At 69.8% G+C, this 26,625-nt stretch carries 27 protein-coding genes; 18 read left to right on the forward strand and 9 right to left on the reverse strand.

Going from position 1 to position 26,625, the window contains the following annotated elements; genetic code table 11:
- Window positions 1–21: 21 nt before the first annotated feature.
- From MARKY_RS09675 to MARKY_RS11480, 10 genes are all read left to right on the forward strand, one after another.
- Window positions 22–1,530, forward strand: coding sequence for a pyridoxal phosphate-dependent decarboxylase family protein (locus MARKY_RS09675; protein WP_013704703.1), 1,509 nt, complete (start codon window positions 22–24; stop codon window positions 1,528–1,530).
- 12 nt (window positions 1,531–1,542) lie between these two features.
- Complete coding sequence (locus tag MARKY_RS09680; RefSeq protein ID WP_013704704.1) at window positions 1,543–2,040, forward strand: AbrB family transcriptional regulator; 498 nt, start codon at window positions 1,543–1,545, stop codon at window positions 2,038–2,040.
- 10 nt (window positions 2,041–2,050) lie between these two features.
- Window positions 2,051–2,776 (forward strand): (Fe-S)-binding protein, encoded by a 726-nt coding sequence (locus MARKY_RS09685; RefSeq protein WP_013704705.1) that lies wholly within the window; start codon window positions 2,051–2,053, stop codon window positions 2,774–2,776.
- Window positions 2,766–4,157: a LutB/LldF family L-lactate oxidation iron-sulfur protein gene (locus MARKY_RS09690; RefSeq protein WP_013704706.1), complete on the forward strand. Its 1,392-nt coding sequence runs from the start codon at window positions 2,766–2,768 to the stop codon at window positions 4,155–4,157. The genes MARKY_RS09685 and MARKY_RS09690 overlap by 11 nt, the downstream gene beginning before the upstream one ends.
- Window positions 4,158–4,336: 179 nt before the next feature.
- A complete protein-coding gene (locus MARKY_RS09695; protein WP_013704707.1) occupies window positions 4,337–5,731 on the forward strand; it encodes an FAD-binding oxidoreductase in 1,395 nt (464 codons plus the stop codon).
- A gap of 128 nt (window positions 5,732–5,859) precedes the next feature.
- The gene (locus MARKY_RS09700; RefSeq protein ID WP_013704708.1) at window positions 5,860–6,432 is read left to right on the forward strand and encodes a LutC/YkgG family protein; all 573 of its coding nucleotides are present in this window, start codon (window positions 5,860–5,862) and stop codon (window positions 6,430–6,432) included.
- Window positions 6,433–6,483: 51 nt separating this feature from the next.
- Window positions 6,484–7,893 carry a sigma 54-interacting transcriptional regulator gene (locus MARKY_RS09705; RefSeq protein ID WP_013704709.1) on the forward strand — a complete coding sequence of 470 codons (1,410 nt, stop codon included), beginning with the start codon at window positions 6,484–6,486 and terminating at the stop codon, window positions 7,891–7,893.
- Window positions 7,894–7,901: 8 nt separating this feature from the next.
- A complete protein-coding gene (locus MARKY_RS09710; protein WP_013704710.1) occupies window positions 7,902–9,128 on the forward strand; it encodes a vWA domain-containing protein in 1,227 nt (408 codons plus the stop codon).
- 9 nt (window positions 9,129–9,137) lie between these two features.
- Window positions 9,138–9,371 (forward strand): hypothetical protein, encoded by a 234-nt coding sequence (locus tag MARKY_RS09715; RefSeq protein ID WP_013704711.1) that lies wholly within the window; start codon window positions 9,138–9,140, stop codon window positions 9,369–9,371.
- A gap of 33 nt (window positions 9,372–9,404) precedes the next feature.
- Window positions 9,405–10,025, forward strand: a complete 621-nt coding sequence (locus MARKY_RS11480) for a TenA family protein (RefSeq protein ID WP_013704712.1) — start codon at window positions 9,405–9,407, stop codon at window positions 10,023–10,025.
- 13 nt (window positions 10,026–10,038) lie between these two features.
- Here the strand turns inward: MARKY_RS11480 and MARKY_RS09725 are convergent, their stop codons facing one another.
- A complete protein-coding gene (locus MARKY_RS09725) occupies window positions 10,039–10,644 on the reverse strand; it encodes a trimeric intracellular cation channel family protein (RefSeq protein ID WP_013704713.1) in 606 nt (201 codons plus the stop codon).
- Between the two features lie 8 nt (window positions 10,645–10,652).
- Window positions 10,653–11,144, reverse strand: coding sequence for a 2-C-methyl-D-erythritol 2,4-cyclodiphosphate synthase (gene ispF, locus MARKY_RS09730; protein WP_041658046.1), 492 nt, complete (start codon window positions 11,142–11,144; stop codon window positions 10,653–10,655).
- A gap of 47 nt (window positions 11,145–11,191) precedes the next feature.
- Between ispF and MARKY_RS09735 the strand changes: the two genes are divergently transcribed.
- Window positions 11,192–11,743 carry an HD domain-containing protein gene (locus MARKY_RS09735; protein ID WP_013704715.1) on the forward strand — a complete coding sequence of 184 codons (552 nt, stop codon included), beginning with the start codon at window positions 11,192–11,194 and terminating at the stop codon, window positions 11,741–11,743.
- A gap of 63 nt (window positions 11,744–11,806) precedes the next feature.
- On the opposite strand, the gene MARKY_RS09740 is transcribed toward MARKY_RS09735, so the two are convergent.
- On the reverse strand, window positions 11,807–12,907 hold the full coding sequence (locus tag MARKY_RS09740) for a transposase (protein WP_013702865.1): 1,101 nt from the start codon (window positions 12,905–12,907) through the stop codon (window positions 11,807–11,809).
- Between the two features lie 1,366 nt (window positions 12,908–14,273).
- Between MARKY_RS09740 and MARKY_RS09745 the strand changes: the two genes are divergently transcribed.
- The 3 genes from MARKY_RS09745 (at window position 14,274) to MARKY_RS09755 (ending at window position 17,637) form a co-directional block, all read left to right on the forward strand.
- A complete protein-coding gene (locus MARKY_RS09745) occupies window positions 14,274–16,082 on the forward strand; it encodes a glycoside hydrolase family 15 protein (RefSeq protein WP_013704716.1) in 1,809 nt (602 codons plus the stop codon).
- 109 nt (window positions 16,083–16,191) lie between these two features.
- Complete coding sequence (locus MARKY_RS09750; protein ID WP_013704717.1) at window positions 16,192–16,434, forward strand: hypothetical protein; 243 nt, start codon at window positions 16,192–16,194, stop codon at window positions 16,432–16,434.
- 174 nt (window positions 16,435–16,608) lie between these two features.
- Complete coding sequence (locus tag MARKY_RS09755; protein WP_013704718.1) at window positions 16,609–17,637, forward strand: hypothetical protein; 1,029 nt, start codon at window positions 16,609–16,611, stop codon at window positions 17,635–17,637.
- On the opposite strand, the gene MARKY_RS09760 is transcribed toward MARKY_RS09755, so the two are convergent.
- Genes MARKY_RS09760 through MARKY_RS09770 form a run of 3 tightly spaced genes read right to left on the reverse strand, consistent with a single transcriptional unit; the run spans window position 17,634 to window position 20,183 of the window.
- Window positions 17,634–18,923 carry a sensor histidine kinase gene (locus MARKY_RS09760; RefSeq protein ID WP_013704719.1) on the reverse strand — a complete coding sequence of 430 codons (1,290 nt, stop codon included), beginning with the start codon at window positions 18,921–18,923 and terminating at the stop codon, window positions 17,634–17,636. The genes MARKY_RS09755 and MARKY_RS09760 overlap by 4 nt on opposite strands.
- Window positions 18,920–19,585, reverse strand: a complete 666-nt coding sequence (locus MARKY_RS09765) for a response regulator transcription factor (protein ID WP_013704720.1) — start codon at window positions 19,583–19,585, stop codon at window positions 18,920–18,922. The genes MARKY_RS09760 and MARKY_RS09765 overlap by 4 nt, the downstream gene beginning before the upstream one ends.
- Before the next feature lie 19 nt (window positions 19,586–19,604).
- On the reverse strand, window positions 19,605–20,183 hold the full coding sequence (locus MARKY_RS09770; RefSeq protein WP_013704721.1) for a hypothetical protein: 579 nt from the start codon (window positions 20,181–20,183) through the stop codon (window positions 19,605–19,607).
- 81 nt (window positions 20,184–20,264) lie between these two features.
- Here MARKY_RS09770 and pdxH point away from each other — a divergent pair, with 81 nt between their 5' ends.
- On the forward strand, window positions 20,265–20,906 hold the full coding sequence (pdxH, locus tag MARKY_RS09775) for a pyridoxamine 5'-phosphate oxidase (protein WP_013704722.1): 642 nt from the start codon (window positions 20,265–20,267) through the stop codon (window positions 20,904–20,906).
- Here the strand turns inward: pdxH and MARKY_RS09780 are convergent, their stop codons facing one another.
- On the reverse strand, window positions 20,907–21,614 hold the full coding sequence (locus tag MARKY_RS09780; protein ID WP_013704723.1) for an SDR family oxidoreductase: 708 nt from the start codon (window positions 21,612–21,614) through the stop codon (window positions 20,907–20,909).
- A 74-nt stretch (window positions 21,615–21,688) separates the two neighbouring features.
- Between MARKY_RS09780 and MARKY_RS09785 the strand changes: the two genes are divergently transcribed.
- The 3 genes from MARKY_RS09785 (at window position 21,689) to MARKY_RS09795 (ending at window position 25,182) form a co-directional block, all read left to right on the forward strand.
- Window positions 21,689–23,440, forward strand: coding sequence for a M3 family oligoendopeptidase (locus tag MARKY_RS09785; protein WP_013704724.1), 1,752 nt, complete (start codon window positions 21,689–21,691; stop codon window positions 23,438–23,440).
- 438 nt (window positions 23,441–23,878) lie between these two features.
- On the forward strand, window positions 23,879–24,415 hold the full coding sequence (locus tag MARKY_RS09790; RefSeq protein ID WP_013704725.1) for a hypothetical protein: 537 nt from the start codon (window positions 23,879–23,881) through the stop codon (window positions 24,413–24,415).
- 263 nt (window positions 24,416–24,678) lie between these two features.
- Window positions 24,679–25,182, forward strand: coding sequence for a hypothetical protein (locus MARKY_RS09795; RefSeq protein ID WP_041658051.1), 504 nt, complete (start codon window positions 24,679–24,681; stop codon window positions 25,180–25,182).
- 1 nt (window position 25,183) lies between these two features.
- Here the strand turns inward: MARKY_RS09795 and MARKY_RS09800 are convergent, their stop codons facing one another.
- Window positions 25,184–25,456 (reverse strand): hypothetical protein, encoded by a 273-nt coding sequence (locus MARKY_RS09800; RefSeq protein WP_013704727.1) that lies wholly within the window; start codon window positions 25,454–25,456, stop codon window positions 25,184–25,186.
- Window positions 25,457–25,475: 19 nt separating this feature from the next.
- Window positions 25,476–26,585, reverse strand: a complete 1,110-nt coding sequence (locus MARKY_RS09805; protein ID WP_013704728.1) for a M20 family metallopeptidase — start codon at window positions 26,583–26,585, stop codon at window positions 25,476–25,478.
- Window positions 26,586–26,625 lie beyond the last annotated feature (40 nt).

Genomic DNA, 26,625 nt, shown 5'->3' on the forward strand with positions numbered 1-26,625 from the left:
ACGGCTCGGAAAGGACACCGTATGCACGAGGAAAAGGAGTTGCGGGAGCGTTCCGCCCCGATTGAGCTGGCTCCGGACGCGTTCCGCGCATTAGGGCACCGGCTTGTGGACGAGATCGCGGACTTCCTGGTTTCGCTGGCGGACCGGCCCGTGACGCCCGCCGACCCGCCGCAGGCGGTGTGGGCGGCGGTGGGGGAACGGAACCTGCCCGAGACGGGCCAGCCGCCCGGCGTGCTCCTGGATCGGGCGGCCCGCCTGCTCTTCCAGCACTCGCTGCTGAACGGCCACCCCCGGTTCTGGGGGTACATCATCGGGGCTCCCGCACCCATCGGGGCCCTCGCGGACTGCCTGGCCGCCGCCGTGAACCCGAACTGCGGGGGGTGGGATCTCGCGCCCGTCGCGAGCGCGATCGAAGCCCAAACCGTGCGGTGGATCGCCCAGCTCGTGGGGTACCCCGAGGACACCGGGGGGCTCCTCGTGAGCGGGGGGAATATGGCGAACTTCATCGGGTTCCTCGCCGCGCGGCGCGCCAAGGCCCCCTGGGACGTGCGGCAGCAGGGCATGAACGCGCCGGGCGCGCCGCCGCTACGGGTGTACGCCTCCACGGAAACGCACACCTGGATCCAGAAAGCCGCGGACCTCTTCGGCTTGGGGACCGACGCGATCCGCCAGGTCCCCACGGACGCCGCGCACCGCATGGACCCCGCCGCGCTTAACCGCCGCATCCAGGAGGACCGCAAGGCCGGGGCCTGCCCGTTTCTGGTGGTGGGCACCGCCGGCACGGTCAGTACCGGCGCGGTGGATCCCCTCCCCGAGCTTGCCGCGGTCTGCCAGGAGCACAACCTGTGGTTCCACGTGGACGGCGCGTACGGGGCCCCCGCCGCGTGCGCGCCCGAGGCCCCAGCGGACCTTGCGGGTCTCGCCCTCGCGGATTCGGTCGCGATCGATCCGCACAAGTGGCTGTACGTCCCCGTAGAGGCCGGGTGCGTCCTGGTAAAGCACCCCGACGCCCTCCGGGACACCTTCAGTTACCGCCCCCCGTACTACCACCTCGACCCGGACGAGGCCGTGATCCACTACTATGAGCACGGCCCCCAGAACTCCCGCGGCTTCCGCGCCCTCAAGGTCTGGCTCGCCCTGCAGCAAGCGGGCCGGGAAGGGTACCGGCGCATGATCCAGGAGGACACGCGCCTCGCGCGCGCCCTGTACCGGCTCGCCGACGCCCACCCCGAGCTCGAGGCGGGCACGCACAACCTCAGCATCACCACCTTCCGCTTCGTGCCCGCGGACCTCGAGGTGGGCACGCCCCGCGTGGAGGCGTACCTGAACACGCTGAACGAGGCGATCTTGGACCGCGTGAAGCGAAGCGGTGCGGCGTACATCTCGAACGCGGTGCTCGCGGAACGGTTCGTGCTCCGGGCGTGCGTGGTAAACTTCCGCACGACGCTGGGGGACCTCGAGGCGCTCGTGGCGCTGGTGGTGCGGCTCGGGCGGGAGCTCGACGCCGCGCTGCGCCCCGCGGCGCTGTGACAGAATAACCCCATGACGCACCTGGTGTACGCGGCCTTGTGGGGCGTCGCGGGGGGGCTCCTCGCGATGCGGCTTCAGTTCCCGGGCGGCGCGGTGGTGGGCGCCATGCTCGGCAGCGGCCTATACAACCTCCTCGCGCCCGTGCGGGCCGTGGCCCCTCCCGCCCTGGAGACCGGCGTGCAGATCGCGGTGGGGATCGTGGTGGGCCTGTCCTTCAACCGCGAGCTCCTCGCCGTGGCGCGCGCCCTCCTGCCGTGGGCGCTCCTCGGCACCCTCGCTTTCTTAGGGCTCGGGGTGCTCCTGGCCTTCGCCGCGGCGCGTTTCGGCGGGATCACGCTCGTCACGGGGCTCTTCGGCTTCTCCCCGGGCGGGATCAGCGGCATGGCGGTCCTGGCGGGCACCGAGGGCGCGAACCCCGCGGCGGTCGCGCTGTTCCACTTCGTCCGCGTGGTCGCCCTCTTCATCCTGGTGCCGCTCCTGGCCCGGCTCATCGCGCGCCTCGGGGTATAATGGCCCCCACATGCGCGTAGCGTTGTTCGTGACCTGCTTGGGCGACCAGTTCTTCGCCGAGGCCGCGGCGGACGCGGTGCGGCTCCTCCGGGCGCTGGGGGTGGAGGTGGACTTCCCGCGGGACCAGACCTGCTGCGGCCAACCCGCCTACAACGCCGGGTACCGCCGCGAGGCCCTCCAGATGGCCCGCCACACGCTGCGGGTCTTTGAGCACGCGGAGTACGTGGTCCTGCCCTCCGGGAGCTGCACCGCCACGCTGCGGGCCTTCTACCCCGAGCTGCTCCGGGAGGACGCCTCCGCCTACCGCGCGGCCACGGACCTCGCCCAGCGCACCTACGAGCTCAGCGAGTTCATCGTGCGGGTCCTCGGCGTCACCGAGCTCGGGAAGGGCCTCGAGGGTCGCCGCGTCGCGTACCATCACGGGTGCCACGCCCTGAGGGAGCTCGGCCTGCGCGAGGAGCCCCTGACCCTGCTGCGCAACGCCGGGGCCGAGCTCGTGGACTGGGAGGCCGCGGAGGAGTGCTGCGGGTTCGGGGGGCTGTTCTCCGTGAAGCTCCCGGAGGTCTCCCTCGCGATGGCCGACCGCAAGCTGGATACCCTGCCCGCGCCCGACCTCCTCACCTCGGCGGACGGCGGTTGTTTGCTGCACCTCGCCGGTCGCCTCGAGCACCGCGGCCGGTCCGTTCCCGTCCAGCCCCTCGCGAGCGTCTTGTGGGAGGCCCACCGTGGAGGTTAAGAGCCAGCAGTACCCCGAACTCGCCCGGAAGATCCTCCGCCAAACCCCCCAGGTGCGCGAGGCCGTGACGCGGGCCGCGCTGCACTTCGACCACAACCGCCAAACCGCCTACGCCGAGATCGACGCGGCCTTCTGGCGGCAGTGGGCCGAGGCGGTGAAGAACCACGTCCTCACCCACCTCGACCACTACCTCGAGCTCGCCGAGCAGCGCCTCGCGGCCCGCGGGGTGCGCGTGCACTGGGCGGAGACCGCGGAGGACGCGCGCCGCGTGCTGCGCGAGCTCGTGCGCGCGCACGGGGTGAAGCGCGCCGTGAAGGCCAAGAGCATGCTCTCCGAGGAGCTCGGGGTGAACCCGGCCCTGGAGGCTCTGGGCGTGGAGGTGTTCGAGACCGACCTGGGGGAGTACATCATCCAGCTCGCGGGCGAACCCCCCAGCCACATCGTGGGCCCCGCGATCCACCGGAACCTCGAGGAGATCCGGCGGCTCTTCCACGAGCGGCTCGGCACGCCTTTGGACGCCGAACCGGACGCGCTCGCGCGCGAGGCGCGCCGGGTGCTGCGCGAGGCGTTCCTGTCGGCGGAGATGGGCGTCAGCGGGGCGAACTTCCTCGTGGCGGAGACGGGCACCATCGCCCTGATCGAGAACGAGGGGAATATCCGCCTCACCACCTCCCTCCCCAAGGTGCACGTGGCCCTGGTGGGGATCGAGAAGCTCCTCCCGAGCCTCGCGGACCTCGCGGTCTTCCTGCAGCTCACCGCGCGCGCCGCGACCGGCCAGCGGATCGGCACCTTCGTCTCCCTGATCCAAGGGCCGCGCACCGAGGCGGAACCCGACGGCCCCGAGGAGGTGCACGTCGTGCTCGTGGATAACGGCCGCAGCGCCCTCCTCGCGGACCCCGAGGCGTGGGAGGTGCTGCGTTGCGTGCGGTGCGGCGCGTGCCTGAACGCCTGCCCCGTCTACCGCCAGACGGGCGGGCACGCGTACGGCTGGGTGTACTCCGGACCGATCGGCGCGGTGCTCGACCCGGGCCTTTTGGGCCTCGAGGCTACCCTGCCGTTGCCGTTCGCGTCCAGCCTGTGCGGCGCGTGCTTTGAGGTTTGTCCGGTGCGCATCCCCATCCCGAAGCTGCTGGTGACCTGGCGGCAGCGCGCGGTCGCCGCGGGGCTCGCCTCCAGGCCGGAGGCCGGCGCGGTGCGCGCGTACGCCGAGGTCATGACCCGGCCCGAGCTGTACCGGTTGTTCAGCAAGGCTTTGCGGGTCTTCCCCGGGGCGCTGGAACACCCGGTGCTTCCGGTGGTCCGGGCCTGGCGGGCGGGACGCTCCGGGCTTAAACCGAGCCCTAAGAGCTTCCGGGAGCTTTGGGAAGAGGGAGCGGTGTAGCCCCACCCGTGCTATACTCGAGGGGTTCCGCAGGGTTTGGGCCGCCCTACCGCGTGCCGGCGTGCACGCTGCGGGAAGCCGTTGCCTTTCAGGGATTCCTTGAGACAGCGAAGCGCGTCCCGCCACGACGCCGGTCGGGGGGGCGGGAGCTTGCGCGGAACGGATTGGGAGCATGCGCAATGGAAAAGCACACATTGAACGAAACGGCATTCCAGGCGCTGGCAGCGGGGTTCCGTGGCCACCTCATCCGGCCGGAGGACCCGGCGTACGAGGAGGCCCACCGGGTCTATAACGCCATGATCGACAAGCACCCGGCCCTAATCGCCCGCGCCGCGGACGTGGCCGACGTGATCCGCACCGTGAACTTCGCTCGGGAGGAAGGGCTGCTCCTCGCGGTGCGGGGCGGCGGGCATAACGGCGGAGGGCTCGGCACGTGCGACGACGGGGTGGTGCTCGACCTCTCGGGGATGAAGGGCGTCCGCGTGGACCCCGAGGCGCGCACCGCCCGGGTCGCGGGCGGGTGCACGTGGGGGGAGGTGGACCACGCCACCCACGCCTTCGGGCTCGCGACCCCCGCAGGCATCATCTCCACCACTGGCGTGGGGGGGCTCACGCTGGGGGGCGGGCTGGGCCACTTGACGCGCCGCTACGGGCTCACCATCGACAACCTGCTCGAGGTGGACATGGTGCTGGCGGACGGGAGCTTCGTCACGGCGAACGAGGCCACGCACCCCGACCTGTTCTGGGCGGTGCGGGGCGGCGGGGGGAATTTCGGCGTGGTGACCTCCTTCTTGTTCCGCTTGCACCCGGTGGACACCGTCGTGGCGGGCCCTACCCTTTGGGAGATGGACCAGGCGGAGGCGGTGCTCCGCTGGTACCGCGAGTTCATTCCTCAAGCGCCGGAGGACCTGAACGGGTTCTTCGCCTTCCTCACGGTGCCTCCGGGACCGCCCTTCCCGGAGGCGCTGCACCACCGGAAGATGTGCGGCGTGGTCTGGTGCTACACGGGACCTAAGGAGGAGGCGGACGCGGTCTTCGCCCCGATCCGGGCCTTCGGCCCCCCGGCCCTGGACGGGACCCACGAAGTGCCGTACCCCGCCCTGCAAAGCGCCTTCGACGGGCTGTACCCGCCGGGATTGCAGTGGTACTGGCGCGCGGACTTCGTGCGGGAGCTTTCCGACGAGGCCGTCGCGCGGCACGCCCAGCACGGGGCCGCGATGCCCACCCCGCTCTCCACCATGCACCTCTACCCCATCGACGGCGCGGTGCACCGGGTGGCCCCGGACGCGACGGCGTTCAGCTACCGGGACGCGCGCTGGGCCGAGGTGATCGTGGGGGTGGACCCCGCTCCGGCGAACGCCGGGCGGATCAAGGACTGGACCGTGCGGTACTGGGAGGCGCTGCACCCGTACTCGGCCGGAGGAGCCTACGTGAACTTCATGATGGAGGAGGGCCAGGAGCGGGTCCAGGCCACCTACCGGGACAACTACGAGCGCTTGGTGCGGGTGAAGCAGCGGTACGACCCCCATAACCTCTTCCGGGTCAACCAGAACATCCGGCCTGTCTCGGCCTAGGGTGAGGGAACCCAGGCGCTCCGGTGCGGTGCCGGAACGCTTGGGGGAACCCGCCCCGGGTCCGCTTCGGGGCCCGGGCGCGCCGGCGAAGCGCGTTGGGGGTGCGGCCGGCGTATACTCGTAACCAAATGAAAGAACGCATCCTAAGCCGCATCCGCCGCGCCCTCCAGCACCGTCCCAAGGCCGCGCACCCCGGGGCGTTCACCCCACCCGTACCGGACTCAAGCTCCCTCGAGCGGTTCGCCGCGCACCTCGAGGCCGCGGGGGGGGAGGTCGTGCGCTTCGCCTCGCTGGAGGAAGCCCAGGCCTGGCTCGCCGAATTCGCGCGGGCCTTCGACGGCGCGGCCGTGAGCCCGTTGGTACCCGAGGCGCTCCGCCCGGAGTTGCCCGAGGTGCCGCCCGAACGCGCGCCGCTCGCGGTCTCGCTGGCGCGCGCCGCGGTCGCGGAGACCGGCACGCTCCTCCTGGATAGCCGCGAGGGCCGGCGCCTGCAGCTCCTGGCCCCGGTGCACCTGGTTTGGGTGCGGGCCCACGACGTGGTGGACACCCTCGGCGTGGCTCTCAAGGCCCTCGAGGGGGAGCTGCCCGCCGCGGTTGGGCTGCACTCCGGCCCCAGCAAGTCCGCGGACATCGGGCAGATCATGGTGCGCGGCGTGCACGGCCCCGGCCGGTTGATCGCGGGGGTCCTCGAGGCCGGGTAAATCCGCTTCGCTCCACAGACACGCCCCCCTTTGGCCGCTACACTAGAGGCAATGAAACCCCAAACCCTGGGCGAGCTGAAGCGCGCCTACCCCCTGGAGAAGCTGCGGCGGAGCGTGAAGGACGAGGCGCGGGAGAACCTGATCGCCAAGCTCCGGCGGGGCGACCCGCTCTTTCCCGGGATTCACGGGTACGAGGAGACCGTCGTCCCGCACCTGGTGAACGCGATCCTCGCGCGGCACAACTTCATCCTGCTCGGGCTTCGGGGCCAGGCGAAAAGCCGCCTCTTGCGCGCGCTGATCGACCTCCTGGACCCCGAGATCCCGGCGCTGCCCACCGAGATCCGCGACAACCCCCTCCACCCCCTCTCCGCCGAGGGCCGGCGCCTCCTGGCCGAAGCGGGGGACGACGCGCCGATCGTCTGGGTGCCCGCGGACGAGCGGTACGTGGAGAAGCTCGCCACGCCCGACACCACCGTCGCGGACCTGATCGGGGACGTGGACCCCATCAAGGCCGCGCGGCGCGGCACGGGCCTCGGCGACCTCGAGGCCGTGCACTACGGCCTGCTGCCCCGCGCGAACCGCGGGATCTTCGCGGTGAACGAGCTCGCGGACCTCGCCCCCAAGGTGCAGGTGGCCCTCTTCAACATCCTCCAGGAGGGGGACGTACAGATCAAAGGGTACCCCGTGCGCCTCCCGCTCGACGTGTGGCTGGTCTTCACCGCCAATCCCCAGGACTATACCGCGCGCGGCAAGATCGTCACGCCGCTCAAGGACCGGATCGGCTCCGAGATCCGCACGCACTACCCGCGCACCCTCGAGGAGGGGTTGAAGATCACGCTGCAGGAAGCCTGGACCGAGCGGGAGGAGAGCCTTCTCGTACCGCCGTTCGTTGCGGCCGGGGTGGAGGCCGTGGCCTTCGCGGCCCGCGAGGACAAACGCGTGGATCAAACCAGCGGGGTTTCGCAGCGCGTCAGCATCAGCCTGCTCGAGCTCGTGGCCTCGAACGCCGAGCGGCGCGCCATCCGGTACGGGGAGCGGCCCGTCGCTCGTCCGCTCGACGTGTACTTCGGCCTGCCCGCGGTGACGGGCAAGCTCGAGCTGGAGTACGAGGGGGAGCTGGTGGGCGCGGAACGCATCGCGCGGGAGCTGGTTCTGAAGGCGTTCGGGCAGGCTTTCGGCGCGTACGCGCGCAGCCTGCCAACGGACGAGGTGGTGGCGTGGTTCGAGGAGGGCAACCTCCTCCGGCTCCCGGAAGGCCCCGCGCGTGCGGTGGTGGAGGCGATGGGGCCGGTCCCGGGCCTTGTGGCCGCGGCGCGAAGCCTCGCGGGGTCCGACCAGCCGGAGCTGCTCGCCGCGGCGGGAGAGTTCGTGCTGGAGGGGCTCGCTGGCCGCAGGAAGATCGCGCGCGGCGAGGAAACCTACAGCGCCGCGCTGGGCGAACACCCCCAGTGGGGGAACTAGGAGGCCGCATGAAGGTCCGGTACAGCAAGTACGAGGGGGGGCTCGAGCAGCTGGACCTGACCGAGGTGATGGACTGGTTGAAGGACTTCCTCCTGGACTCGGGGTTCAACGACCCCTTCAACCGGTACCACCCGGACCCCGAACGCCAGGCCACCCTCGAGGACCTGTACGACGCGCTGCTTCGGGCGCTGGCGGAACGCGACCTCATCCCCGAGGCGTGGCTCGAGGAGGCCGCCGAGGCCACGCGGCGCGAGGACAGCCGGTTGCACCGGGAGCTCGAGCGGCTCGTGCAGCGGCTGGAGGACGAGGGGTTCCTCCGCCGCCCGGACGCGGACCCCTCCCGGCCCGCGCCGGGGGAGGGGTTCCGGGGCGAGGCAGGCGCGGCGCGGTTCGAGCTCACGCAGAAGTCCATTGATTTCCTGGGGTTGCGGAGCCTGCGCGAGCTGATGGGGGGGCTGGGCCGGAACGCGCCCGGAATGCACGCCACGCGGCACTACGCGACTGGGGTGGAGGCGAGCGGGGAGACCAAGGCCTACGAGTGGGGGGACCAGCTGAACCTGCACCTGCCCGAGACGCTCAAGCGCGTGCTGCCCAAGGGCCTCGAGCGCCTCAGCGAGGAGGACCTCGTGGTGGAGATGAGCGAGTACACCGCGGCGATGAGTACCGTGGTGCTGCTGGACTGCTCGCACTCGATGATCCTGTACGGCGAGGACCGCTTCACGCCCGCCAAACGGGTGGCGCTCGCGCTGGCGCACTTGATCCGCACCCAGTACCCGGGGGATCAGGTGCGGTTCGTGGTGTTTCACGACACGGCGGAGGAGGTCCCGCTCGCGAAGCTGCCGATGGTGCAGGTGGGGCCGTACCACACGAACACCGCGGAAGGGTTGCGGCTCGCCCGCAAGATCCTGCGGCGCATGGGGGGGGAGATGCGGCAGGTGATCATGATCACGGACGGGAAGCCCTCCGCGCTCACCCTGCCGTCCGGGCAGATCTATAAGAACGCCTGGGGGCTCGACCCCATGATCCTCGCGGAGACCTTGAAGGAAGTGAGCGCCGCGCGGCGCGAGGGGATCCCCATCCACACCTTCATGCTCGCGCGGGAGCCCGAGCTGGTCGCGTTCGTACGCAAGATCACGCGCATCACTCGGGGCAAGGCGTACTTCACCACGCCGCGCAACATCGGCCGGTACGTGCTGATGGACTTCCTGAACAAGAAGGTGCGCCGAGTGAACTAGGGGGTGGACGTGCGCAGGATCGGGTTGGTGCTCCGGTTATCCCTGGCGTTGGAGGGGTTGGCGGAACGCGTGCGCCCGCGGTTTAGGCCGGTCCTCCACCAGTTCCGGCGCTACGACGAGGTGCGCGCGCCGCTGGACCTCGAGACGCCGTACTACCCGGCCCAGGGCGAGCACGGGTACGTTCTGATCCCGAAGGACCGCTACATGGCGGAGGTCGAGAGCCTACTCTCGGAAACTATTTAAACTCAATCCACGCAGTCGCTATACTGTAGGGCGATGCGGAACCTCCTGGCGCTTCGGGACCGACACTGGCCCGCCTGGGCGCGACTCCTCGAGCACCCGTTCGTCCAGCGCTTGCAGGACGGGGAGGTGCCCTACACGGCGGGGCTGCGCTGGCTGGAGCAGCTCTACCCCCTCACTCAGGAGCTGCTCCGCCTCAAAGCAAAGCTCCTCCTCAACGCCCCGCGCCCGCACCAGTTGGTGCTGGCCTACGGCCTCGTCGCCGCCGTGGAGGAACTGGACTGGCTCGAGGTGCTGGGCGTCAACCCGGACGCGCCGCGGCACCCCACGATCCAGGCGCACCTTCAGCTCCTCAAGTCCCTGGCCGAACACCCGTACCCCGTGGCGATCGTGGGGCTTTGGGTGCTGCACCGCGCGTTTCTCGACGTGTGGATGAGCGCGTGTCCCGCGTGCGAGCCCCTCGGCCGCCTGACCGAGTACCTTTCCTCCTCCGAATCCCGCGCCTACATGCACGACGTGAGCGACCTCGCGGAGGAGGCCCTGATCCACGCCACGCCGGAGGAACGCGCCCGCATCGAGGAGGTCACGGAAGCGATCCTGCGCTACGAGCACGCCCTTTGGGACCTGGCGTTAAGCTACGCGCACAACGCCCGCTAAGCCCCGGCCCGCGCTACCCGCGCGGAACGGGCAGCCTGAGCCCCCACCAGCGGCTCCCAAACCGCAACAGCATCGTGGTCAACGCGCCCGCCACCAGGCTCAGCCCGGGGTCCAGGCCGTACAGCAGGTACACCACCAGCGCCCCCGCCGCCGCGGCCGAGGCGTACAGATCCCCCGCCCGGTACAGGATGCCGGGCACCTCGCCGGAGAGCACGTCGCGGAGCACCCCGCCCCCCACGCCGCTCACCGTACCCGCGAAGACCACCCCCCACACCCCCAGCCCGTAGGTCAGGCCGCGCTCCGCGCCGAGCGCGGCGAACAGCGCGAGCCCCAGCGTGTCCAGGGCGTACAAGGTGCGCTCGAGCCGCCCCAGGTACCGGTGCAGGTAGAAGGTGGCCACCCCGGTGAGCGCCACGCCCCAAAGCAACGCGTCGTCCCGGAGCGCGGCGGGCGGCAAAAACCCCACCACCACGTCCCGGATCGAGCCGCCCCCCACCGCCGTGACCGAGGCCAGGATCATCACGCCGATGAGGTCGAACCGCTTCCGGACCCCCACGAGCGCGCCGGTCGCGGCGAAGGTGAGGGTGCCCAGCCCGTTCAGGAAGGCGACGAGGTCCATGCGCCGCGTTACGCCGTCCACACCCCGCCCGGGCCTTGGGGGAGGGGCTCGAGGAGCACCACCGCCCGCACCTGCACGTGCGCGGGCGCGAGGCCTTCCGAGGTCTTAAAGGAAAGCCCTACGTCCCCCGCACTCAAGGCGAGGAGGTGGGCCAGGCGCTCCTGGATGCGTTCGCGGTGCGGGGTGAGTTTGGGGCGGTCCAGGGTCACCACGGCGTTCACCTGCCGGGGCCGGTACCCCTCGGCGCGTACCCGGCGCAGCGCTTCCGCGAGGATCACCGTGCTGTCCACCCCCCGCCAGCGGGGGTCCGTGTCGGGAAAGAGCTGGCCGATATCCCCGAGCGCGAGAGCGGACAGCAAAGCGTCCGCAACCGCGTGCAACAGCGCGTCCCCGTCCGAGTGCGCCACGGGCCCGTGCGGGCTTTCGATCCGCACGCCGCCCAGCCATAAGGGCCGGCCGGCCTCGAGGCGGTGGCTGTCCTCCCCGTAACCGATCCGCATACGGCCCATGCTAGCAGATTCCTCGAGGCAGGCGGTATAGTCGAAGCATGCCCAACTACGCGGAAGCCCTGGCCTTGATGCGGGAGTGGACGGCTTCGGAGAACCTGCGGCGGCACATGATGGCCGTGGAGGCCGCGATGCGCGCGTACGCGCGCAAGCTGGGCGAGGACGAGGAGCTTTGGGCCATCGCGGGGGTGCTGCACGACTTCGATTACGAGCGGTACCCCGAGGAGCACCCCTACCGGGGCGTGGCCTACCTGCGGGAGCACGGGTACCCGGAGGTGGTGTGCGAGGCCATCCTGGGGCACGCGAGCTTCACGGGCGTGCCGCGCCGGACGCGGATGGCCAAGGCCTTGTTCGCGTGCGATGAGATCACCGGCTTGATCACCGCCGCGGTGTACGTGCGCCCCGACCGCAGCATCCACGGCCTCGAGCTCAGGAGCTTGAAGAAGAAGTTCAAGGACAAGAGCTTCGCGCGGGGCGTGAACCGCGAGGAGGTGCGGCAGGCGGCGGAGGCGTTCGGCGTGGAGCTCTGGGAGCACATCGGGTTCGTGCTCGAGGCGATGAAGGCGGACGCCGAGCGGTTGGGGCTGGCGTGACGGCGGGGTAACCGCGCGATGCAAAGGGGTCCGGAAGCGACTCATGTAAAAAAGTCGGTTGACTCAAAACTTGCACCTCCCGCATATCCCGCATAAACCTTCACCCCCTCCCCCCGGCGGCCAGAGACCCAGGGCATAGAGCTCCCGCAGGGCGACCTGCACCACGAGCTCAGGCAAGAGAACCCGCGCCGCCCGCTCCCTGGCCTCCCGCCAGCTTCCTTCCCCCTCCATGCCCACCCAGTGGGCCAACAGGTAGGCCAGAAGGGAAAGCACCAGAAAACGGTGCACCCCCAAAGCCGTCCGCTGCCCAAACTGCCCCAGGGAGAACTCGCTTTTCGCGGCGCGGAAGAAGTGCTCTATGGCAAACCGCCTCTTTCCCCAAGTGAGCGCCGTCCGGGGCGTGGCGGGAAAGGTGGCCACCACGTACCGCCACTCCCAGCCCCCTTGGGGCAGGGGGTAGCGGTACCAGGCCACCCAGACCGGGAAGGAAAGCCCCCAAAGGTAGACCCGGCTCCCCTGCCGCCTGAGGTCCCCAAGCCTCCCCCCTTCCCGCAGCCTCCGGTCCCGCCGCATCCCCACCACCGCTTCAAAACCCAACCGCTTCACCCCGAAAAGGAACCAGGTGGTGCCAAAGGCCGCATCCGCGGCCACCCGTATCCGGAAGGCCCGGCGCATCCAGGGGGGCAGAGAGGCCAGGAGGCTTAGGGCCAGGCGGGAGAGGGCCTTCTCCCCCTTGCCCCGCCAGAGGCGGTAGGCCCAAGGGATGCGGAGGTCTCCGTAGACGAGGTAGAGGACCACCAGATGGAGTCCCCACTTGCCGTGAAAAAAGGAGAGGGGCAGGGCCTGGAAACGGCCCCGCTTCTCCAGAGTGACTAGGTCCAGGACCACCAGGAGACGGGGCTTGGGGCCTTTTTTCTTTCTGGCCCGGTCCAGGGCTTTCTCGGCCTCTTTTCTTGCCAGGCGGATGAGAGCGCGGGTGGGCCAGGGGTAGCGGTTGAGGAAGCGAGAGAGGGCGGAGGGGGACTTGACCTGGCTGTGCTGGGGTCTGGCCTTGCCGTGGCCGTGGAGGAGGAGCAAGAGCAGGGCCTTGAGGGATTCCTGGAGGTGGGGGCTTGGCAAAAGGGCCAGGAGGGTCCAAAGTAGGGACAGGGCCGCTTGGGTCATGGCACCCGTCATCAGACGGGAAACCAGCGGCCCCTTTCAAGTGGTCCTGGCGCATAGGTATCCCCAGGGTGCATAAGTGCAAGTTTTGAGTTGACCCTTTTATCCTCCCCACCAGGGGCCTCCACCAGCACTCTGGGGAAAGAGTTCCCGTAAGCCTTTCCCAGGGGCTCTTTTCCCCAATCCGCCGATGCCGCATCCGGTAAAGCCCCACCATCAACCAGGATTCCCCCACCTCCAGGCTCCGCAACACCCTCCGCCTGCGCCGCCGCCACAATCGCCCATGCCCTACCTCCGCCACGTTGTTTGTCCAAGGAGGCGGTACCTCGGCCCCCCAAGCCTCCTGCAACCCCTCCCAAGCCCGCACCCAGCCCTCCAAGGCCTTACCCCACCGGGGCAGAAGCTCCTTCCAAAAGAACGCCTCCCTCTCCCCAGGCCCAAGCCCCCGCAGCACCCTCAGACCCTCCCGTATCTCCCCCCACGCCTTCCGGTCCACCTTGGCCCGTACCTCCCGCATCAGGTGGAAAGCGCACCGGGCCCAAAGCAGCCTCCGCCCCAACCAGCCCAACGCCTCCCCTACCTCCTGCGCCCCGTCCGAAACCACCCCCAGCCTTGGAGGTAACCTCCAAAGGAGCTCCCGCACCCGCTCGTAACGCCGCCGATGGCCAAGGTCTCCCCACAGCGGGCAACCCGTCCAAGCCTCAAAGTAAAGGTACCCGTACCCCTTGGGGCCCCGGCCAAAGGCCCATTCATCCACACTCCCCCAGTACACCCGCCCTCGGAGAAGACGGTTCTCCCGCTGAAGGAGCCGTTTGGCCCTGGCCCCCGCGGACCTGAGCCAGCGGAGGCGGGTGGGACGGGTGAGGGGGAAGCCCAGGTTCTTGGCGAGATCGTTTTGGACGCTTTCAGGGGCGCGATGGCTTGCGAGGATGAGGAAGTGCTCCTGGATGGAGATCGCGTACCAGCGGCTTCTAGGGCAGTCCTCCGGGTAGAGAGCTCGTTTCTGGCGCTTGCATTGGGCGCAGCGGATCCGTTTGACTCTGACTTCCTGGATGCCCCGAAAGGTGCGCAGCTTGCGTCTGCGGTAGCCCCCGCTCTCCTCACGGGTGGCTCCGCAGTGGGGACAGGGTACGATGGAGCTCGGGGAGCCCTCAGTCGGCTTCATGGCAGAACCAGACTAAGGGCTCCCCTCTTACTCAACCGAGTTTTTTACATGACCCCCCGGAAGCATACCCCTTTGCATAACCGCAAACCGTGGTATAATTAGATTTGGATGGCCGGGGGAGTCGCCCCCGGCGGTTGTGTTTTCCCGGCCGCGTCTCCCTCCATACCCACCCCCGCACCGCCAGGCCCTAGCCTAAGGGCAACCATGCCCAGCGATTACAAGCCCTTAGAAGCGTACGGCCTCGTCGGGAACCTCGAGACCTGCGCCCTCGTCGCGCGCGACGGGGCGATCGACTGGCTGCCCCTCCCGCACCTGGAGTCCCCCAGCATCTTCGCGGCCCTTCTCGACCCCGAACGGGGCGGGCACTTCACCCTAAAACCGCGCGCCCCCTTCGAAACGACCCAGGCCTACGCGGAACCCACCAACGTGCTCCACACCCGCTTCCGCACCCCTACCGGCCAGGCCCGGCTCGTGGACTTCATGCCGGTGCGCGGCATGACCGGCCTCCCCCCCGCCGGCCACCGGGTCCTCTTGCGGAAGCTCGAGGGCCTCACCGGCACCCTCGAGTTCACGCTCGAGTTCGCCCCCCGCTTCGATTACGCCCGGGTCACCCCGCGCCTCGAGGCCACCCCGACCGGCGTCCAAGCCCGCTGGCGGGGGACGCACCTGGTGCTGGACAGCCCTGTGCCGCTCGAGGTGCGCGGCGCGACGGCCCGAGCGCGCTTCGTCCTCGAGGCGGGCACGACGCTGTGGTTCGGGCTGCGCTACGACGGGGCGCCCTTCCTGACCGAAGCGCAACGCGAAGCGCGGCTCGAGGCCACCCTCCGCTACTGGCGGGCGTGGGCCCACCGCTGCGAGCAGGAACCGTGCCTCTTCGAGGGGCCCTGGCACGACCTCGCGACGCGCAGCGGCCTGGCGCTGAAGCTCCTCACGCACCCCGAGACCGGCGCGATCGCCGCGGCCCCCACCACCTCCCTCCCCGAGGCCATCGGGGGGGTGCGCAACTGGGACTACCGGTACGCCTGGATACGCGACGCCTCCTTCACGGTCCAGGCCCTGCACCGCCTGGGGCACGTGCAGGAGGCGCTCGAGTACTTCCGCTGGATCTGTGCGGTCTGCGCGCAGGCGCGGGAACCAGCGGCGATCCGGGTCATGTACACCCTGCACGGCGATCCGGTCCCTCCCGAGGAAACCCTGGACCACCTGCGCGGGTACCGAGACTCCCGGCCCGTGCGCGTGGGGAACGCCGCCGCCACCCAGACCCAGCTGGACATCTACGGCGAGCTGGTGAACGCCGCGTACGAGGTGCACCGGCACCGAGAAGGCCTCGAGGGGGTGGACTGGAGGTTCATCCGCGGGCTCGTGAACCACGCCGCGCGCGTCTGGCGCTCGCCGGACGCGGGCATCTGGGAGGTGCGGAGCCCGCCCCAGCACTTCACGTACTCGAAGCTCATGTGCTGGGTGGCGCTCGACCGAGGCATCCGGCTCGCGGAGCGCTTCGGCCTCAAGGCCTCGCTCCGCACCTGGAAAGCACAGCGGAAAGCCGTGCGCGACGCGATCTTGACGCAGGGGTTCAGCCCCCGAAAGCAAAGCTTCGTGCGGGCGTTTGGCACCGAGGAGCTCGACGCGACCGGGCTGCTGATCCCCCTCGTGGGCTTCCTGCCCCCGGATGACCCGCGCGTGCGGGGCACGATCGCGGCTACGCAGCGCGAACTCGTGGTGGACGGCTGGGTCCGCCGCTACACCGGGGAGGACGGCCTGCCTGGCCAAGAAGGCGCGTTCCTCCTCGCGACCTTCTGGTTGGTGCACGCGCTCGCGCTCGGAGGGGAGACCGAGCCCGCCGCGGCCCTTCTGGAGCAGGCGGTGCGCCACGCGAGCCCCCTGGGCCTCCTCGCCGAGGAGATCGATCCCACCACCGGCGCGATGCTCGGGAACTACCCCCAGGCCTTCAGCCACATCGGCCTGATCCACAGCGCGCTCGCCCTCGGCGAGGCCCGCACCCCCGCTCCTTGAACCCTAACGTGCAAATAGGGGGTCCACCCCTTGCCGAACCCCCCCGGGTTCTGGCAGATTAGGGCACGTTCGGAGCGGTCCGGGCTCGCCGGATCAGGAGGACGACCGCATGACCGTGGGTGGCCGGCTCAAGCTGAAGGGAACCTCGCCCACCGCGCGAGCGCGCGCGCAAGCCATCATGGAGCGCCTCCAAAGCGCGGGGTGCACGGTCGTGTTGCGGGACGGCGAGGTGCACTACCGGCTCCCCGAAAGCGGCGTGCGTCGCGTTACGGCCCACGGCGTGCTGTACGCCGTGCTCCTGGAACACGCCGACTGGATCGAGGAACGCCAGCTCGAGTCCACCACCCTGTAACGCCCGGTGTTAACCCCGGCGGTCCATGCGCGGGGCCTTGCCCGCTGCCCCGGTAACACCGGCGCGTTTTGTGCGTGCCGGAGCGGGTTTGAACGGTAACGTTCGGGTCACAAGGATTCCGGTATCGTCGAAAGCAAGACCATACCCACCCCGATGGGAGGGGAGGAGCCTGTAATGACCCGACACCCGCCCCAACGGCCGCTAGGCGGACTCGTCCTTGCACTCATCGCCACCTACGGCCTACAATCCCTCGCCCAACCCGCATCCCCTGCCCCGGCGGCCTGGTCTTACCGGGACGGTGTCGCCGTCGAACTGATCGGAACCGGTATGGGCACCGCCATGGCGGACGATCCCGAGAACACGCACCGGCAGCGCGTGCGCATACCCAACCCCGAAAGCGTCGCCCGCATCGTGGCTCAGGTCACCCTGAAAGGCGGGCGCGACAACACCCCGCTTTTCGGGGTGCCGGAACAGGTGCGGATCACCCTAGCCTGCGGCGATCACGACCGGGCCGTCACGCTGACCGTACCGACGTACACCACCCCGTTCGGCTTCATCTACGAGCACGCCTTCGCCCCGATCGCCTGCCGCGCCTCCCTCTCGCTCCAGGCCGAGGTGGCCGGCGGCACGGACCGGACGGGAACCCGGTACGGGCCGCGCAGCCTGGTCGCGGCGGTCTTCCGGAAGGCCGGGCCGCACCGGCCGCCCAGCAGCGGCGCGACCCCCTACGCGGACCTCTGGTGGGGCCGCACGCCCACCGACCCGGTCGGCGACGTGTACGAGGTCACGCTGCCCCTCCCCACCGCGGACGCTCCCCGCACGGTACGGGTGGATTACGCGATTTCCGAACTGGACAAGGCCGGCACCCGCTCCGCCATCGTGGAGGCCAGCGCGGGCGGCGTCACGACGAGCCGCATCCACTTCGTCCCGAACCAAGGCGCGGAGCTCGTGCTGGCCCACCTCACCCTTCCCGACGTTCCCGGCGACGCCACGCGCGTCACGGTGCGCTTCCTCTCCCCCCACGGCGACCCCCAAGCGCTCACCACCACCGGAGGCGACTCCTTCTTCGTTAACGCCGTCATCGCCACCCCCCTCCCCCCGCCCCTCCAGCAGGGATGCGCCCCCTCGCCCCAACCCCACCTCACGCAGGTGGAAACCCTCGCGCTCCCCCCCACGCCCGGCGCGCGCTCCTGCACCGACTAGGCCGAATCGTGCTCCACGATCCGCGCCGCCAGGCTCGGCAGCACCACGGTGAACCGACTCCCCTTCCCCACCTCCGAAGCCACCCGGATCTCCCCCCCGTGCTGCCGGGCGATCCGCTGCGCCACGCTCAGCCCCAGCCCCGCCCCGCCCCGGCGGGTGTAGAAGCGCTCGAAGACCCGCGGCAACTCCTCCGGCGGGATCCCCGGCCCCTGGTCCCGCACCTCGAGGTACACCTCCTCCTCCGTGGCCCAAAGCGCGACCCGCACCCCGGCTGTCCCCCCCGAGGCCTGCACGGCGTTCCGCACCAGGTTACGCACCAGCTGCGTCATGCGCTCCGGGCTGCCGGCCACCTCCGCAGGCCCCTCCACCGCGAGGGCCACCCCCGGGTACTCCCGCGCGACCCGCGCCGCGACCTCCGCGAGGTCGAAGACCCGGAGCTCCAGGGGCCGCTCGAGCTCCCCCCGCGCGAGGGTCAAGAGGTCCTGGGAGGTGTAGAGCAGCTCCCGCGCCGCGTCCCGCGCGGCCAAAAGACGCGCGTCCCCCGCGTGGGTTTCCGCGAGGGACTCGAGGTGCCCCGCGACGAGGGAGAGCGGCGCGGCGAGCTCGTGCGCGACCTCGGCGAGCGCGGCCCGCTCGGCCTGCTGGCGTGCGCGGATGTTCTCGAGGGCCTGGTTCAACGCTTGGGCGAGCGTGGCCACCTCGTCCTTGGGGCCGCGGTAACGGGCGAGGCGCGGGTTCGCCGGGTCGATCCCCCGCGCCTGGCGGGCCAGCTCGGCCAACGGCCGAAGCGCCCGTTGCAGGCTGGCGAGCCCTACGGCAAGCGCGACCAGAGCGATCACCGCGCCGCTAGCGACCAGGCTCCGCAGGAGCGTCGCGCGCGCCGCGAGCGCCTCCGTGACGTCGAGCCCCACCCGGATCGTGCCCAGCACCGCCCCGCTGGGGGAGCGCCAGGGCGTCGCGGCCACCAAGAGGGGCCGGCCCCACGAGCGGTCCAGGGTCGGCTCGGCATAAAGCGGCAACGGCCGTGCCCCGGTCGGCAGGATTACGGTCCCGTCCCGCGAGACCAGCTGCTGCACCCATCCCTCCTGCCCCGTGTTCAGGAGCCGCGCGCCCACCACGGGGTTTTGCACCAGCGCGCCAAGCCGCTCCAGGTCACGCGCGACCAGGGCCTTGAGCTCTCGCTCTTGCTGCTCGACGAAGAGCAGGTACGCCAGTCCGCCGAAGAGCGCGAGCCCTCCGAGCAGAAGGAGGGCAGCGAGGAGGCTCAGGCGCAGGCGCAGCGTCATCGCACCACGTACCCCATGCCCCGCACGGTCGTGATCAGGCCCTGCACGCCCCGCGCCGCGAGCTTGCGGCGCAGGTTGGAGATGAAGACCTCGATCGTGTTCGAGGCGGGCAGGTCCATGCCGTAAAGCCGGTCCTCCAACTCCTCCTTGGAGAAGATGCGCCCCCGGTTCACCAAGAGCAGCTCGAGCAAGGCGTACTCCCGCGCGGTGAGCGGCACGACCGCTCCATCCACGCGGCACTGCCGCTTCACGCGGTCGAGCTCGAGCGTCCCGACGCGGATCACGTCCTCGTGACGCTTGCGCTCGCGCAGCCGGGCGTGCACCCGGGCCAGGAGTTCCTTGAGGCTAAAGGGCTTGGTGACGTAATCGCTCGCGCCCGCGTACAGCCCCTGCACGCGGCTCTCCACGTCGCCCCGCGCGGTAAGCATCAGGATGCTCGTGTCCTTCTGGCCCGCGACGCGGTGCGCGACCTCGAGGCCGTCCAGGTCCGGGAGGTTCAGGTCCAGGATGACCAACTCAAAGGCCTCCTCCTCGAGCTTCGCTAGGGCGTCCGATCCGGTGTGCACCGCGCTGGGGGCGTACCCGGCGGCCGCGAGCTCGTTCACGAGCAGCCGCGCCAGCCGCGGGTCGTCCTCCACGATCAAGAGGCGTTCTCCGGCCATCGCTCCTCCACACGCCCTGCTACCGGTCCTTCTCGTCGTTCTCGTCCCGGTCCTCGTCCTCGTCATCCCGAGACCCGGAGCCGGAGTTGTCCTTCCGGTCGTCGTCCTCCCGCACCCGGTCGTCCTGGGATCCGGGGCCAGAGTTGTCGGGGCCTTCCTCCACATCGCCGTCCCGGGACCCGGGACCGGAGTTGTCGTCCCGCACCGCGTCCTCATCGTCCTCCGGTGCACCGGGGCCGGAGGGGTCGTGGGCTTCCTCTTCCTCCCCCCAAAGGAGCGTTACCGCGACGCGAGCCTCCCTAAGGAAGCCCAGCAAGTCCACCGCTTCCCCGGACGCGTCCACAAAGAACAAACGGCCCGCCGCGTCCTTGTACCCCGGGAACACCAGGAACGAACCGTCCCTGCGGGTAACCAAAAGCACGAACTCCCGCACCTCCGGGTTCACCCGCAAGCGGAGCGTCCCGTCCTGCAGCACGCCGTACCCGAGGATGCGTTCGCCCAACGCGTCGGTGAACAGGAACTCCATCCCCTCCTCGGGCACGAACGCCAGGGCGAGGTAGCTCAACACCCAAAGGACCCAAACTCCGATCCGCTTCACGGCCTCCCACTCATCTTAAAACCTTGCCGTACCCGGCTTAACGCCAGCTGAACGCCCCCGCCTCTGCCGCAAAATAAAAGCATGGACGCCCATCGCCTTGAAGCCCTACGCCGCGAGTACACGCAACGCGGCCTGCACGAGCACGAGATGGATCCGGACCCCATCCGGCAGTTCGCGCGCTGGTTCCAGGAAGCCCTCGAGGCCGAGCTGATCGAGCCCAACGCCATGACGCTCGCCACCGCGACCCCCACAGGCCGCCCGTCCGCCCGCGTGGTCCTCCTCAAGGGGTTCGACGCGCGCGGGTTCGTCTTCTACACGAACTACGAGAGCCGCAAAGGCCAGGAGCTCGCCCAGAACCCCCAGGCCGCGCTGGTCTTCTGGTGGGCGCCGCTCGAGCGGCAGGTGCGGATCGAAGGCCGGGTGGAGCGCGTTCCGGAGGCGGAGGCGGACGCGTACTTCCAGACCCGGCCCCTCGAGGCGCGGCTGGGGGCCTGGGCCTCCCCGCAAAGCCAGGTCATCGCGAGCCGGGAGGCGCTCGAGCAGCGCGTCCGGGAGGTCCGGGCGCGTTTCGGTACGCGCGTGCCGCGCCCCCCGCACTGGGGCGGGTACCGGGTGGTGCCGGAGGCGATCGAGTTCTGGCAGGGCCGGCCGGGCCGGCTGCACGACCGATTGTGCTACACCCGCACCCCGGACGGGTGGCGGCTCGAGCGCCTCGCGCCGTAGCTAGGCCTTGCGTGGCGGCTGGCTGGGCCGCAGGTCGATCTGGCTGGGGATGATGCGGGGGTCGGTGCGGAGCACGAAGAGCACCGCCTGGGCCACGTCCTCCGGCTGGATCTTCCACGCCTGGCCGGTGGGGTGGTTGTTGAAGGTGGTGTCCACCGAGCCGGGCAGGATGCTCGTGACGCGGATGTTCTCGTACCTCAGGTCGAGCATCGCGGCCTCGCTCAACCCCAGCAGGCCGAACTTGCTCGCGTTGTACGCCGCGCCCCCGGGGAAGGTGTTCTTCGCGGCGAGGGAGCCGATGTTCACGATGTACCCCCCGCCGCGGCGCCGCATCGCGGGAACGGCGGCCTTGATCCCGTAGAAGACCCCGTCGAGGTTGGTGGCGAGCACCTGCCGCCACTCCTCGAGGCTTAGCTCGTGCACGGGCTTGAAGATCCCGATGCCGGCGTTGTTCACCAGGATGTCCAGCCCGCCGTAGGCCGCCTCGAGCCGCTGCACGGCGGCCTCGAGGTCCGCGTAGCGGGTCACGTCGCCCGGCAGGGGGAGGGCCTCCCCGCCGGCGGCCTGGAGTTCCTGGGCGACGGTCTCGAGCCGTTCGCGGCTGCGGGCGAACAGCCCGACCTTCACGCCGTGCTGCGCCAGGGCCTTGGCGATGGCGTACCCGATGCCTTTGGAAGCGCCGGTGACGAGTGCGACCTTGCCTTGCATCATACGTCCATAGTAGCGCGGGCGCGGGGAGCCGCACCAAAGCGACTGACCCGTCGGTCAGGTATACTCGAGCCATGAACCGCTCGCTGCCACGGTGGGACCTCACCCCGCTCTTTCCCTCGCTGGAATCGGAGAAGTTTCAGGAAGCCTGGAACGCGCTCGAGGCCGGCATTCAACGGCTCGAACAGCTCTTTGCGCGTTACGAGGTGGGCGCGCGCCCGGCGCGCCCCGAGGACCGGGAGGCCTTTTGGGCCGTCGTGGAGGAGCTCAACCGCTTCCTGGAGGGCCTCACGCCGGTGCGCGCCTACCTCTACGGCCGCGTGGCCACCGACGCCGAGGACCGCGCGGCCCAGGCGAAGCTGAGCGAGCTCGAGCGGCTCGTGCTGGACTTCCGTAAGCTCCGCCCCCGGCTCGTGGCCTGGCTGGCCGCGCTCGACGCCGAAGCGGTAGAGGCCGGCCCGTACCGCCTGTTGCTGGAGGAGGCCCGCCTCGAGGCCCAGCACCTCATGAGCGAGCCCGAGGAGACCCTGGCCGCGGAACTCAGCCTCACGGGCCGCACGGCCTGGGCCAAGCTGCACGGGAACGCCTCGAGCCTGATCACGGTCCGGCTCGAGGGGAAGGAACTCCCGATCACCGCGGTGCGGAACCTGGCGTACCACCCGGACGAGGCCACGCGCCGGGCCGCGTACGAGGCCGAACTCGCGGCGTGGAAGGCCCACGCGGTGCCGCTCGCCGCTGCGCTCAACGGGGTGAAGGGGGAGGCGAGCGTGCTGAACCGCCGCCGGGGCTGGCGGGACGACCTCGAGCCCACCCTCTTCCGTAACCGCATCAGCCGTAAGGCCCTGGAGGCGATGCAGGCAGCGGTGGTCGCGAGCTTCCCGGTCTGGCGCCGCTACTTCCGCGCCAAAGCCAAGGCGCTGGGGAAGGCGCGGCTGGACTGGTGGGACCTGTTCGCCCCGGTGGGGCGGCAGCAGCGGCGCTGGACATGGCAGGAAGCGGAACGGTTCATCGTGGAGCAGCTCGGGCGCTTCTCCCCCCGCGACGCGGACCTCGCCCGGCGGGCGTTTCGCGAACGCTGGATCGACGCCGAGCCCCGCAAGGGCAAGCGCGGCGGCGCGTTCTGCATGAGCGTGGGCAAAGGGGAAAGCCGCATCCTCGCCAACTTCGAGGAGAGCTTCGACTCGGTCTCGACCCTGGCGCATGAGCTCGGGCACGCCTACCACAACCTCAACCTGGCCCAGCACCCGCCGCTATTGCGCGACACCCCGATGACCCTGGCGGAGACCGCCTCCATCATGAACGAGACGGTCATCGTGCAGGCGGCCCTCCAGGCCCTTCCGCCGGAGGAGCAGCTTCCCATCCTCGAGACCGACCTCCAGGGGGCGGCCCAGGTGGTGGTGGACATCCACGCGCGCTTTTTGTTCGAGTCCTGGGTCTTCGAGCGCCGGGCGACGCGGGAGCTCTCCCCGGAGGAGTTCAACGAGCTGATGCTCGAGGCCCAGCGCGAGACCTACGGGGACGCGCTGGCCACCTACCACCCCTACATGTGGGCGGTCAAGCCCCACTACTACGGCACGGACTTCTACAACTACCCCTACACCTTCGGCCTGCTCTTCGGGCTGGGCCTCTACCGGCACTACCAGGAGGCCCCCGAGGGATTCCTCGAGCGCTACGACGCGCTTTTGGCCTCGACCGGGATGCACACGGCCCAGGAGCTCGCCGCCCGCTTCGGGATCGATATCGAGGACCGGCGGTTCTGGGAGGAGGGGCTCGAGGTGCTCGCGGAACGGGTGGCGCGGCTCGAGCAGCTCGTGGAGGAAGGGTAGGGCCTCGAGGCGCGAGGCGGCCGCGCCCTCCAAAAGGCGCGGCCGCTTAAGCGGTATGGCATGAGCCCGGGATGAGCCCCAACCGTAACGGTCACCGCTTGATCTTAAAGCGGGGGCGGGATAGGGTCAGGGGTCAGGGCTCGTATGGGGGGCATGGAGCCGACCGCGGCCTTTCAGAACCCTCGTCGGCGCCGGGGATCTGCGGGCATTTTCGGAGAACTCCAGATATTTATGATGAGAATAAAAATTGCCATTTTACAAAATCTATTTAATAAAATAGCACACCGATGATTATCGGTAAATAGCGCGTCAGCATACACACACCCCTCCCGCCGAGTCGTAGACTCCAGTAGATCAGTTTCCCGGGAAATTGACGAAAATTTCCAAAGGAAGGAAGTAATTCTCGTGAATTTTAACAAAAAATCTCGATTAGTTGGGGTGTTCGCCGCATTCACCCTTCTCGGCCTGGCTCTGGTCATCGCGTACGCTCCCCCAAGCCAAAGCAGCACCCCCTCCACCACCCTCTTATCCTCGACCGACCGCGCCCCCGACGTCACCCTCACCCTCAACAACCGCGGCAACAGCGCCTGGCGCGTGACCGTGGTGGACGGCATCAAGGACAGGGATATCGAGGATACGGTCGCGCTTAACGAGACCAACGCCGAGATCACCCTCGTGGTGGGCACGCGCTACCGCATCATCAACAAGGGCGGCCAGGGCTTCCACCCCTTCGAGTTCACCGATCAAAACGCCGTCGAGAACGACGACGAGGAGCTCGTGGACTTTGAGGAGGACGTCGTGCTGCTCTCGCAAAAACCCGGCGTTCAGGGCAGCTTCGAAGCCGACCCCGCGGTGGCCTGGGTCGAGGACGCGCGCGGCGTGACCTTCACCCTGACCCCCGAGCTCGCCCTGTCCCTCAAGGGGTACCGTTGCGGCAACCATACCGAGAACATGCGGGGAGACATCGAGCTGTAGCCACAGCCTCGAAACGAGGCCACCAACCCCAACCCAACCAAACCAAAAGGCGGGCCTGCACGGCCCGCTTCGTTTCTTATTTATACCACGCCTTGCGCTTATGCAATAGGGTATGCTTCCCAGCTCCTCCAGGACGGGGAAATCCCGCCCCTGTAAACCAGCACACGCCCCCCGTCCCCCCCCGGTACCCATAATCGGAAAGGAAAGGAGCCCCCATGCAAGCACGCAAGCGCTTATCCTCCCGGATAAGGGTACTGCTCGGCATGCTAGGCATTCTGGCTGTAGGGTTCGTCCTCGCCCGGTACCACTACGAAAGCCCGGGCGCCACCGCCCAAAACACCGCGCAAACCACGGACGCCGACGTGATCCTCACGATCGACAACCGCGGCAACAGCGACTACCTCGTCCTCGAGGTCGAAGGGGCCGACGGCGTGGCCGAACTCAACACCCCCGACCCCACCTGGACCCTCACCATCGGCACGCGCTACCGCATCATCAACAAGGGACGGCGCAACATCCACCCCTTCGAGCTGATCGACCAGCCCGCCTCCGGCCGCGCCAGCGACGACGGCATCCTCCTCTCGCAAAAAGCCCGGGTTAAGGGCCGCTTCGAGGATGACCCTGCGGTGGCCTGGGTCGAGGACGACGAAGGCGTGACCTTCACCCTGACCCCCGAGCTCGCCCAGGCCCTCAAGGGGTACCGCTGCGGCGTGCACACCCGCAGCATGCGCGGGGACATCGAGGTCATAGAGGGCCCGGGCGGGTAACCTAGCGCCACTCCCGGATCGGCACCAACTCCCCGCCCTCCACCACCTTCCGCACGGGCCGGTAACGCCGATCGAACCAGATCTCGAGCACCGCCCGATCCAGGCTCTGGGGCGCCACGATCACCTTACGCACGTAGTACCCGTCCCGCGTCTGGCTCACCTCGTTCGTGCGGGTAAAGCGCACCTCCACCACCTCGCGGTGCGCCGCGGTCCGCACCCGCACGAGGAAGGCCGCGCCTTCCTCCTTGACGTGCTCGTCCCTACGCCAAAACACCCCGCCTCCCTTCGCGCCCCTAGTCCAGCAGGCTCACCACCAGCTCAGCCAAAAGCGCGTTGCGCGCCGGCACCTGCGAAGCCACGATGTGCTCCGTCCGCTGGTGCGCGTCCGCCCCGAACGGCCCCAACCCGTCCAGCGTAGGCACCCCGAGCGCCGCGGTGAAGTTCCCGTCCGACCCGCCCCCCACCCGGCCGGCCTCGAGCACAAGCCCCAGCCGCGCCCCGATCGCTCGGGCGCGTTCGAACAGCGCGCGCGAGCCCTGCATGGGCGGGCGGTTGATCCCCCCCGCGACCTCGAGGCGCGCCCCGGGCAGGACCGGCTCCAACGCGCGGATCGCCCGGTCCACCCGCCCGGCCTCCTCCTCTGTCCAGGCCCGGACGTCGATCACGGCCTCAGCGTACTCCGCCACGACGTTCGAGGCGGTCCCGCCCCGCACCAGGTTCGGCCCGATGGTGGTGCCCTGCTCCAGGTCCTGGAGGGCCATGACGCGCGTGATCTGGTGCGCGAGCTCCACCACCGCGTTCACGCCCTTTTCCGGCTCGACCCCCTGGTGCGCGGCCTTTCCGTGCACCCGGATCGTGTAGATTCCCACCCCCTTGCGGGCTACCTTGAGCCCCCCCGTCCCGGTGGGGGCCTCCAGCACCAAGACCGCGTCCGCGCGGCGCGCGGACGCCTCGATCACGGGCCGGCTCTCGGGCGAGCCGATCTCCTCGTCCGGCGTGAGGAGGACCTCCAACGCCGGGTGCGGCGCGCCGCTCGCCTCAAGGTAGCGCAGGGCCCAAAGGATAAAGAGCAGCCCGCCCTTCATGTCGTACACGCCCGGCCCGTAGACCCGGTCGCCCTCCACGCGCCAAAGCTCCGGCCACGCCCCCACCGGGTGCACGGTGTCGTAGTGCGCGAGGAGCAGCACGCGCCGCCCCCCACCCGGCCGCTCCAGGCGCAGGATGGGGCCCATGGGCGTCTCCAAGCGCTCGAGGCGCCCCAACGGCGCGAAACGGGCCTCGAGCCAGTCCGCCGCGCGCGCGAGGCGCTCCAGGTCCCGGGAGGGGGTCTCCAGGCGCACGAAGGCCTCGAGCTCCTCGAGGTACGCGCTCAAGTGGGCCTTGAAGTACTCCAGGGTGTCCATACGCTTACTGTATCCCGATCCGGGCAGCCGCTCATCCGTT

Origin of the sequence: Marinithermus hydrothermalis DSM 14884 (assembly GCF_000195335.1) — a bacterium.
In the GTDB taxonomy this organism is placed as follows: domain Bacteria; phylum Deinococcota; class Deinococci; order Deinococcales; family Marinithermaceae; genus Marinithermus; species Marinithermus hydrothermalis.

Excerpts from the sequence above, each read along its gene's own strand:
- MARKY_RS09675 (WP_013704703.1), top strand. The coding sequence starts at position 22 with ATGCACGAGGAAAAGGAGTTGCGGGAGCGTTCCGCCCCGATTGAGCTG.
- MARKY_RS09680 (WP_013704704.1), top strand. The coding sequence starts at position 1,543 with ATGACGCACCTGGTGTACGCGGCCTTGTGGGGCGTCGCGGGGGGGCTC.
- MARKY_RS09685 (WP_013704705.1), top strand. The coding sequence starts at position 2,051 with ATGCGCGTAGCGTTGTTCGTGACCTGCTTGGGCGACCAGTTCTTCGCC.
- MARKY_RS09695 (WP_013704707.1), top strand. The coding sequence starts at position 4,337 with ATGGAAAAGCACACATTGAACGAAACGGCATTCCAGGCGCTGGCAGCG.
- MARKY_RS09700 (WP_013704708.1), top strand. The coding sequence starts at position 5,860 with ATGAAAGAACGCATCCTAAGCCGCATCCGCCGCGCCCTCCAGCACCGT.
- MARKY_RS09705 (WP_013704709.1), top strand. The coding sequence starts at position 6,484 with ATGAAACCCCAAACCCTGGGCGAGCTGAAGCGCGCCTACCCCCTGGAG.
- MARKY_RS09710 (WP_013704710.1), top strand. The coding sequence starts at position 7,902 with ATGAAGGTCCGGTACAGCAAGTACGAGGGGGGGCTCGAGCAGCTGGAC.
- MARKY_RS11480 (WP_013704712.1), top strand. The coding sequence starts at position 9,405 with ATGCGGAACCTCCTGGCGCTTCGGGACCGACACTGGCCCGCCTGGGCG.
- MARKY_RS09725 (WP_013704713.1), bottom strand. The coding sequence starts at position 10,644 with ATGGACCTCGTCGCCTTCCTGAACGGGCTGGGCACCCTCACCTTCGCC.
- ispF (WP_041658046.1), bottom strand. The coding sequence starts at position 11,144 with ATGCGGATCGGTTACGGGGAGGACAGCCACCGCCTCGAGGCCGGCCGG.
- MARKY_RS09735 (WP_013704715.1), top strand. The coding sequence starts at position 11,192 with ATGCCCAACTACGCGGAAGCCCTGGCCTTGATGCGGGAGTGGACGGCT.
- MARKY_RS09740 (WP_013702865.1), bottom strand. The coding sequence starts at position 12,907 with ATGACCCAAGCGGCCCTGTCCCTACTTTGGACCCTCCTGGCCCTTTTG.
- MARKY_RS09745 (WP_013704716.1), top strand. The coding sequence starts at position 14,274 with ATGCCCAGCGATTACAAGCCCTTAGAAGCGTACGGCCTCGTCGGGAAC.
- MARKY_RS09750 (WP_013704717.1), top strand. The coding sequence starts at position 16,192 with ATGACCGTGGGTGGCCGGCTCAAGCTGAAGGGAACCTCGCCCACCGCG.
- MARKY_RS09755 (WP_013704718.1), top strand. The coding sequence starts at position 16,609 with ATGACCCGACACCCGCCCCAACGGCCGCTAGGCGGACTCGTCCTTGCA.
- MARKY_RS09760 (WP_013704719.1), bottom strand. The coding sequence starts at position 18,923 with ATGACGCTGCGCCTGCGCCTGAGCCTCCTCGCTGCCCTCCTTCTGCTC.
- MARKY_RS09765 (WP_013704720.1), bottom strand. The coding sequence starts at position 19,585 with ATGGCCGGAGAACGCCTCTTGATCGTGGAGGACGACCCGCGGCTGGCG.
- pdxH (WP_013704722.1), top strand. The coding sequence starts at position 20,265 with ATGGACGCCCATCGCCTTGAAGCCCTACGCCGCGAGTACACGCAACGC.
- MARKY_RS09780 (WP_013704723.1), bottom strand. The coding sequence starts at position 21,614 with ATGCAAGGCAAGGTCGCACTCGTCACCGGCGCTTCCAAAGGCATCGGG.
- MARKY_RS09785 (WP_013704724.1), top strand. The coding sequence starts at position 21,689 with ATGAACCGCTCGCTGCCACGGTGGGACCTCACCCCGCTCTTTCCCTCG.
- MARKY_RS09795 (WP_041658051.1), top strand. The coding sequence starts at position 24,679 with ATGCTAGGCATTCTGGCTGTAGGGTTCGTCCTCGCCCGGTACCACTAC.
- MARKY_RS09805 (WP_013704728.1), bottom strand. The coding sequence starts at position 26,585 with ATGGACACCCTGGAGTACTTCAAGGCCCACTTGAGCGCGTACCTCGAG.